The 8,108-nt window shown below is 43.4% G+C and carries 7 protein-coding genes; 4 read left to right on the top strand and 3 right to left on the bottom strand.

What is annotated here, in order from left to right; all coding sequences use genetic code 11:
* Positions 1 to 101: 101 nt before the first annotated feature.
* Positions 102 to 401 (bottom strand): isoamylase early set domain-containing protein, encoded by a 300-nt coding sequence (locus tag AB4407_RS01735; protein ID WP_012600273.1) that lies wholly within the window; start codon positions 399 to 401, stop codon positions 102 to 104.
* A gap of 123 nt (positions 402 to 524) precedes the next feature.
* Positions 525 to 1,172 carry a hypothetical protein gene (locus AB4407_RS01730; RefSeq protein WP_371709554.1) on the bottom strand — a complete coding sequence of 216 codons (648 nt, stop codon included), beginning with the start codon at positions 1,170 to 1,172 and terminating at the stop codon, positions 525 to 527.
* 32 nt (positions 1,173 to 1,204) lie between these two features.
* Here AB4407_RS01730 and AB4407_RS01725 point away from each other — a divergent pair, with 32 nt between their 5' ends.
* The 4 genes from AB4407_RS01725 to AB4407_RS01710 all read left to right on the top strand — a co-directional run bounded on the left by AB4407_RS01725 (position 1,205) and on the right by AB4407_RS01710 (position 6,408).
* The gene (locus tag AB4407_RS01725) at positions 1,205 to 1,687 is read left to right on the top strand and encodes a GFA family protein (RefSeq protein WP_174208771.1); all 483 of its coding nucleotides are present in this window, start codon (positions 1,205 to 1,207) and stop codon (positions 1,685 to 1,687) included.
* A gap of 150 nt (positions 1,688 to 1,837) precedes the next feature.
* The gene (locus AB4407_RS01720; protein WP_009845723.1) at positions 1,838 to 2,512 is read left to right on the top strand and encodes a YoaK family protein; all 675 of its coding nucleotides are present in this window, start codon (positions 1,838 to 1,840) and stop codon (positions 2,510 to 2,512) included.
* A 228-nt stretch (positions 2,513 to 2,740) separates the two neighbouring features.
* Positions 2,741 to 4,111 (top strand): YjiH family protein, encoded by a 1,371-nt coding sequence (locus AB4407_RS01715; protein WP_372117995.1) that lies wholly within the window; start codon positions 2,741 to 2,743, stop codon positions 4,109 to 4,111.
* 425 nt (positions 4,112 to 4,536) lie between these two features.
* Positions 4,537 to 6,408 (top strand): methyl-accepting chemotaxis protein, encoded by a 1,872-nt coding sequence (locus tag AB4407_RS01710; RefSeq protein ID WP_372117993.1) that lies wholly within the window; start codon positions 4,537 to 4,539, stop codon positions 6,406 to 6,408.
* A gap of 148 nt (positions 6,409 to 6,556) precedes the next feature.
* On the opposite strand, the gene AB4407_RS01705 is transcribed toward AB4407_RS01710, so the two are convergent.
* On the bottom strand, positions 6,557 to 7,942 hold the full coding sequence (locus AB4407_RS01705) for an alpha-amylase family glycosyl hydrolase (protein WP_372117990.1): 1,386 nt from the start codon (positions 7,940 to 7,942) through the stop codon (positions 6,557 to 6,559).
* Positions 7,943 to 8,108 lie beyond the last annotated feature (166 nt).

The raw sequence follows: 8,108 nt of genomic DNA, 5'->3' as shown, positions 1-8,108 counted from the left end.
GAACCACGAACCACGAACCAACGATTTAGACATTAAAAAGCAGAAACATCTAGTTCCTGCTTTTTAATTCATACTATTTCAATTAAGTCGTGCTATTTCAATTAAACGTTAACTGTCGATACCAAGCAATTATCTTCACCAAATTCATTCGGGATATAACGATCAGCATTAGCATCGTTCACCCATTGTTGATCATCAACTAAGTAGCGAAATTGAAACTCGCCATCTTTCGGAAGACGAGTTTTAAACTTGTAAACCTTCCCTTTCGCCAGTTTTTTCATTGGCGTCGCTTTCCAATCCAGAAAGTCAGCAACGATTGATACAGAATTAGCTTCTTGAGCTTCTAGCTCGAAAGTCACTTCAACTTCATCTTTCGTCTTAAAAAAACGTTTATTAATCATTCGCAAGCTCCATTTGTAAAGTAAGCAGACACAAAGCTAAGTGTGTCTAAATTTCATTCATCTACTTAAGATAATATGTAATTTAGCTCACATAAACAACAGTTCCTTGCTCTAACAAAAACGTCATTGCTCATCAATTGATTGCGTATTGAAAGAAAAACTCATTAACACCTTTTCAGATTGCAATTCTGGAAAAGATTGTTCCGCAGAATGTCGAGTAAAGCCGATAAAACCTTCCCCAGAGAGTTTGCTTTGTGAATCGAGCAGCTGAGTAATCTCTAAAGTTTGGATTCTCACACGGTCACCAAGAAAGAATTGGTCAACTAACACGACGCGGCTTCGATGCTGGTCATGTTTAAACAGGCCAAGATAATAGAAAACGCCACTGCCTTGGTTAGATACCCACATAGGTGCAACAAAGAAACTCGCCTTGCCTAACGTGACACTTGAAAGGTTGTTGGTGTCTACGGTGACCACACCACGCTCAACACCGGAGTCATACCGCCCAAACGCGATTGATCTTGGTCCATCGACTTCATTAATAAAGGCGTACGCGTTGGTTTCAGGAACTTTGATTGTCCATGGGTTAGTCGTCTTCAAATCAAAAACGGTTTCAACAACAGGGTCATAACTGACTTGAGAAGAAGGAAACTTCGCCAAGATCTCTTCGTCACTTAAGCTAAAGCGATAAATACCCGCCAGTATCACCACAACCAGCATGATAATAGGAATCAGTAAAATCAGAGGTATAGGTAAGATTTTCTTTTTCATGAGCAATTATATTCTTTTGTTTTCATCCAGTTGTGCAGACCATAAAGGGCTTTAGTATAATTATCAATACAGGGTTAACCAGAAGTGGAGCACGGATGGATATCAATCATATTAAAGAGAAGAATATCAGAAGTTGCGAATGCCGCTGTGGAGCCGTCAATTTAGTCTGCAGAGGCGAGCCTCAACGCACCTCCATATGCCATTGTTATGAATGTCAGAAGCGCACCGGAAGTGTGTTCGGGGTTCAGGCTCGATTTCCCATAGAACAAGTGACACTCAACGGAGAGGTCACCTCCTTTTCACGTATCAGTGACACGGGCAATGAAGTCACCTACCAGTTTTGCCCTAAATGTGGCACTACCATGCTATTGCAGTCGGTTGCCGCCGCCGATTTTTATGTCGTCCCGCTCGGACTATTTAAAGAGCAAGACTTTCCGCAACCAAGCTTTTCAGTCTACGAAGAACGCAAACACGGATGGGTCAAATTTGACCACCAGATGAGTCACTACAACTAGCCTGTTACTGACCATTTTCTCTATAAAGCAACAGTATTGGAACAAACTGCAAGACTGTTGCCTAAGATCAAATATCAACGTTCTACAACGCTAGCGTATCTTTTCGCTAGCGTTATAATCTGCTCCTCTTTTTAACCCAGGGTGAACCACATGATTTCTAAACTACCTCGCTGGGTTGAATACGGCGCCTTACTGTTAGCGGGCCTTGCTGGCAGCGTTAATGCTATTGGTTTACTCGGCTTCCAACATCAAGCTATCTCCCATATTTCAGGCACCATGTCTTTACTTGGCAGCAGCCTGCTCACGCCGACTTCAACTTCTATGCACCTCCTGCTAATCATTATGAGCTTTATGCTAGGTGCCGCGTTCAGCGGATTCTTTATCGAAAATCAAGCATTGAAGTTAGGACGCCGTTACGGTGTTGCGCTATGTATTGAGGGTGGATTGCTGTTCTTGGCGCTTTGGGCACTGTTACAAGGCTACACTTCAGGCCAGTATTTCGCTTCAGCCGCGTGTGGGTTGCAGAACGCAATGATCACCACCTATAGCGGGGCGATCATTCGCACCACACACATGAGCGGGATCATCACAGACCTTGGGATCATGATTGGCGCACGCTTAAAGGGGATGCCTTTTGACCGCCGTAAAGCCAAACTTCTTATGTTCATCGTTGTTGGCTTTCTGTTTGGTGGTTTAAGTGGTGCTTGCCTGTTCCAGCGCTTTGAAATTTTGGCACTGGCTTTCCCTGCCTCTTTCGCGTTCATTGTCGCGTTTAGCTACTGGCTCTACCTAACTTATCGAACTGAAGCCTCAGTAAATTTATAAACGCCTAGTAATAACCATGAGAATATGTAACATCTGCAACACTTTATTCTAAACTCATAATTTGTTGCAGAATAACCTGCGTGAATATTTAGCGATATTTGATGAATAGTATTGCAAGTGATATTAATACTCGGTAATCTTGCACCCAATGAGAAAATACGGATGTTTAGAGAATAAAAATGCCAAGGATGTGGCTTTTTTACATGTAGAAATACGAGAATAATTAACATGTCTAACAACACGAATACTGCTCAACCAGAGAAATCTAAAGGCAGTTTCTGGGTTTTCTTAATCCCATCTATGATTGGTTTGTTCCTCTTCATGGCGCCAATTAGCTACCAAGGTGATCTCACAATCCCTGTCGCTATTCTAGCCAAATCAATTCAAGCGGTTTTCGGTGAGTCTCTAGTTGCTATTATCACTGCAATCGTTGCCTTCATGTCTGTAGCTTCCGTGTTAAGCACCATTTTCAAACCTACATTCATTACATCGAATTCATTTCTAAACGGCCTTTTCAACCCATCTCCACTATGGTTGTTGGTTCGTATTATCGGTGGTGCTGCAGCATTCATGGCTTTCTTCCAAGTTGGCCCTGAGTTTATCTGGGAAGAAAACACCGGTGGTCTCGTGTTAGAGGGCCTATTGCCGACTCTATTTTCAGTATTCATCTTTGCCGGTTTACTATTACCACTTCTACTTAACTTCGGTTTGTTAGAACTGTTTGGCACCTTACTAAGTAAAGTGATGCGTCCAATCTTCAACCTGCCGGGTCGTAGTGCTATCGATTGTATGGCTTCTTGGTTAGGTGACGGCAGCGTTGGTATCCTGCTTACAAGCAAACAGTACGAGAAGAAATTCTACACTCAACGTGAAGCCGCTGTTGTTGGTACGACTTTCTCAGCAGTATCTATCACGTTCAGCCTTGTAGTGATTGCTCAAGTAGAACTAGAGCACCTATTCCTACCTTTCTACGCAGCAATCTGCTTAGCAGGTATTGTGGCCGCGGTAATCATCCCTCGCCTTCCTCCACTGAGCATGAAGAAAGACACCTTCATTGATGGTACAAAGCCTCACAAAGATGCTGATGCAATCCCAGCGGGTCACTCGACTTTCTCTTGGGGTCTTGAACTCGCGGTAAATAAGGCATCACAAGTGAAGTCTGCTAAGTCTGTATTTGGTGAAGGCATTCGTAACGCAGTCGACATGGTATTCGGCGTTCTTCCTGTTGTAATGGGGCTAGGTACAATGGCATTGGTGATTGCAGAATACACCTCTGTGTTCTCATTCCTAGGTCAGCCTTTCATTCCATTCCTTGAGCTACTTGGAGTACCTGAAGCGGTTGCAGCATCTGAAACCATTGTTGTTGGTTTTGCGGATATGTTCATCCCAGCGATCCTTGCCGCTTCTATCGACAACGAGATGACTCGCTTTGTTATTGCAGCAATGTCGGTAACTCAGCTGATTTACATGTCTGAAGTAGGCGCTCTACTTCTAGGCAGTAAGATTCCAGTGAACATCTTAGAACTGTTTATTATCTTTATTCTACGTACCTTAATTACGCTTCCAGTTATCGCAGGTGTAGCGCATCTAATATTTTAAATTAGATGTAGCAAGTTAAAGCGTTAATATAATGAAACCTCACTTTTGTGAGGTTTTTTATTTCTGCTATTTATATTCACATTCCCTTCACAATATATTTATTATATTGACTGAGCATATCATTTAATTTCATATCTATTACTTCTCTCCTTTAACCTTGATAACAAACAATGCGCATACCAGTCTAATAAACACTCAACGAAACTGAGCGTGACGTTGCTTAGCGAAGCTCTCAAGTCATTGGCCCAAATAGCAAAAGTAGCAAGTATGTAATTATCTGAATTTTCCGTTGTGCGGGTTGTTGTATTTTTGTAGTCTATTTGGTGAAATTACATTCAAGTAAATTCCAACCCTGTCGATATATATAATTACAAAAACACGATTAACTTTAGTTTTCGCAAAGCTTGTGAGAAGAGGAAAACACAATGAAATTTAGCCATAAGGTGGTTGCTGCATCATCAGCCTTGCTATTAGTGACAGTATCATTGCTTTCAATACAGCAACTTTACACCGTAAAAAGTGCTGTAGAGAACCACGTCAATGCAAGCCTGAAAGAAATGGTTTCTGGTATTAAGAACACCGTTGTATCAGAGATGAATGCAAAAAAAGCATTAGCTCAGTCGACGACTGAAGTCATTGAAATCAACCCTCAAGATCGTACCTACGTTCAAAACATCCTAGAAAAGCCAAAACTTAAAAGCAGCTTCCTCGCGGTTGGTTTTGGCTATGACGCAAACGGTTTCGTTATTGAAAATGATGATGGTTGGGAAGCTGGCCCGGATTACGATCCACGAATTCGCCCTTGGTTCATTGATGCTAAGTCCAAAAACAGTTTAGTTGTTACCGACCCTTATGTGGACGTATCAAGCAAGAAAGTCATCATTTCAATTGGTACGCCAGTGCAAGAAAACGGCCGCTTCACTGCGGGTATGTTCTACGACCTAGAGCTGACGAACCTTGCGACCTTGGTAAACCAAGTGAATTTGTTTGACGCGGGTTACTTATTCCTAGTCACTGCCGACGGTACAACGATTGCTCACCCTAATGCGAAAAACAATGGCGAAACACTATCAAGCTACCTGCCACAAGCGACCATTCGTGAAGGCTCTCAACAAATTGAAGTCGACGGCAAAAAGTTCCTAGTGAACTTCACTCACATCCCAAGTGAAGATTGGTACATTGGCGCAATACTTGATGAAGAAATCGCATTCCAAACGGTTCAAGATCTGAAAAACAGCTCGATAATCTACTCTTTAATTGCGGTTATTCTCAGCATAATTGCTTTAACCGTCCTTATTCGTGTGTTAATGCGCCCTCTTGAGACGCTTAACCAAGCAATTCAAGATGTTGCAAGTGGACAAGGTGACTTAACTAAACGTCTAGATACCAACACTGATAAAGAGTTCTCTGACCTTGCGAAAGGCTTTAACACCTTTACCGAAAACCTGCAAAATCAGATCATTCAATCGAAAGCAATTGGTGTTGAAATTAAGCGTGGTACTGAAATTACGGTTCAAGGCGCCGGCGAATCAGCAAACGCGATGAATACCCAGCTACAAGAGCTTGAACAGTTGGCAACCGCAATGAACGAGATGGCCGTTACCGCAACGGAAGTCGCAAACAACGCTCAAGGCGCAGCTGCTGCCGCTCGTGAAGCTGACGATGCGACACTAGAAGGTACTTCTGTCGTAAGTGACACGACTCAAGCGATTGATAACCTTTCAGCGCGTATCGACCAAGCCGTTGCAGAAGTACAAGTACTTGAATCAGCAACAGCAAATATCGAGACGATTCTTAAAGTAATCAACGATATCGCAGACCAAACCAACCTACTGGCATTGAACGCAGCGATTGAAGCGGCACGTGCAGGCGAGTCGGGGCGTGGTTTCGCCGTCGTAGCTGACGAAGTTCGTACTCTGGCGCAACGTACTCAAGAGTCGACCACTGAAATCCGCAACATGATTGAGCAACTCCAAGCGGGTGCAAGCTCTGTATCTAACGCGATGAACCAAAGTAAAGACACAGCGACTGACGCCGTTGAACGCGCTCAGCAAGCAAACTCTTCACTTGACCGCATTCGCGACGCGATTCAGCGTATCTCTGATATGAATATTCAGATTGCTTCAGCAGCTGAAGAGCAGAGCTTGGTAGCGGAAGAAATCAACAACAACACGGTTAAGATCAAAGACCTTTCAACACAGGTATCGAACGCAGCTCAAGACGCAAACACAGCAATGCAAGTTCAAACTGACAATGTTCGCCAACAAGACGAGCTATTGAACAAGTTTACGGTTTAATCGCCTTACCGTTTAACGAACACTCTGTTTAACTAACACCCTGTTTAGTAAGCAATAAACAGCTTTAAATAAAAAACCCCGCTTACTGGTAAACAGTAAACGGGGTTTTCTTTGCAAAATGTGCTTTCTAACTCGTAACAGGCTCGAGCTAGTTGGTAGTCAGCATCCTGCACTGGTTGGATTCCACCTTAATGGTTAAATCCTTGCCAACACATTCGAACACTTCACCAGACAACAGATCCGTCACAGCGCCAGTCCAATTTAATGAGGCCGTCTTGCTTCGTTTCGATTTGTTAATCACCACAATGCCTTTGTCGCCGCGTACAAACACCAACAAGTCATCATTGGCTTCAACCACCCGCATCGCTTCACCATGAACATGGTTATGGAATTGAATCATGTTTTTCATATAAGACGCTTGCCAGTCGTTAAGCCAACGAGGTTGACCGCTCTTGTCCAGAATACCGCTGGTGCTGAGTTCACTGTAAACAAGCGGCACACCGCCATCTCGTCCAAGAATAAAGGCATGAGCCAATCGCTCGTCGACTTCATCCATCACATGTTCCAAAAACACCTCATTGTTTGGGATATCATGAGTGACAGCAAAAGTGATCGCTCGCATGTTCGACAGAGCTTGACCAAAACAGTAAGGGTTGATCAGAGATTTAAAGCTGCCCTGCTCTTCAAAAGCTTTGAAGATGGTATTGAATAGAGGGAAATCGTAAGCCCCTAAACGAGTGTGTTTAAGATAAGGCTCAAGGAACAGTTCGTACTCTTCTTTGGTTGCACCACCGTCAGTAATGATCTCGCCAAATATATGCATTTCTTCGCATACATCATCGGTCCAAACCTTACGTAGGTGTGACAGTGTCATGTGTTTCGCTGCATCGATGCGAAACCCTTTCACACCAATCGCTTTCAAGGCTTTTAGGTAAGCTCGCTGCTGCGCGACCACATTGTCGTTGTCTAATAGCGTTGGCAGGCCTGGGTCGCTTGCTCCACCAGTAATACGTCCATTCTGCACTTCCCAAGTGTCTTTCCAGTTTTTGATACCAAACGCTTCTACAAAGTCGTTTTCATCAAACAAAGGTTTAGAAAGATCACCAAACAAACGAATGGATTCGTAATACTCAGAATCTTGTTGGTAAGACGCCATGTCTTGTTGATTCGGATACGTTAAATCACCACGGATACTCGATTCGTTAGCCATATGGTTAAACACAACATCCACATAGGTACGAAGCCCATGTTGTTTTAACGTGTTCACCATGGCTGTGAAGTCTTGCGTATCACCAAGCTGATTATCAATCACACGATAATCTTGGGGTTGATAACGCTGCCACCATTGAGTGCCGGAATCTCGATCGCTACCTTTAGGGCCGCGTAACGATTTCATTGCCGGCGATACTAAAACAGATTTATAACCCAACTCTTGGATCAGAGGGGCGTTCTTCATTACGTCAGCGTAGCACCAGTCAAAAGCATGTAATATAACATCTGTCGCTGGGGTGCTTAACATAGCTGAACTCTCCATGTTGTTCTCCTACCAAACTCGTTTACAGCTTTTTAGGGCGTGTTGACCTTTCGTGGTTAAATTTTGTTCGAGATAAAAGCGTTTTAATCGCGGCGAGGGGGAAGTAGCCTAGTCATTCTAAGCAAATCTCCCTCAACAAAGAGTAAAACGCTTTTAGCCGAACCCT

Origin of the sequence: Vibrio sp. 10N.261.46.E11, from assembly GCF_041472735.1 — a bacterium.
Classification (GTDB): Bacteria; Pseudomonadota; Gammaproteobacteria; order Enterobacterales; family Vibrionaceae; genus Vibrio.
This window is presented reverse-complemented; position numbering and strand designations above follow the sequence as displayed.